At 59.9% G+C, this 294-nt stretch carries 1 pseudogene; it reads right to left on the bottom strand.

The window, feature by feature from the left end:
• Positions 1-280 (bottom strand): annotated as a pseudogene (locus NKF25_RS24105) (ABC transporter permease); the annotation flags it as partial.
• Positions 281-294 lie beyond the last annotated feature (14 nt).

Raw genomic sequence — 294 nt, 5'->3', positions numbered from 1 at the left:
AGCCCTGTGCGAGCAGAATGAGCGACAGGGCGATACCCATGATCATGATCATCGGGACGATGAGCTGATACAGTGCGCTTGTGCCAACCAACGCCCCGGCCTGCTTATAGGCGTTGTTCAAATCGACGCCCCAGTTGGGCACCGACGTGGGGAGGATGCCCAGATAGGCCAGTCCGACAGAGGTGAAGACGACGTAGCGGGCGGCGTTGGCGAAGTTGACCAACACGAACGGCATCAAATTCGGGATGACGTCCTTGAACAGGATGCGCGGCGTGCTCATCCCCATCGTCCGCG

Source organism: Haladaptatus sp. AB643 (assembly GCF_024136975.1).
Classification (GTDB): Archaea; Halobacteriota; Halobacteria; order Halobacteriales; family Haladaptataceae; genus Haladaptatus.
This window is presented reverse-complemented; position numbering and strand designations above follow the sequence as displayed.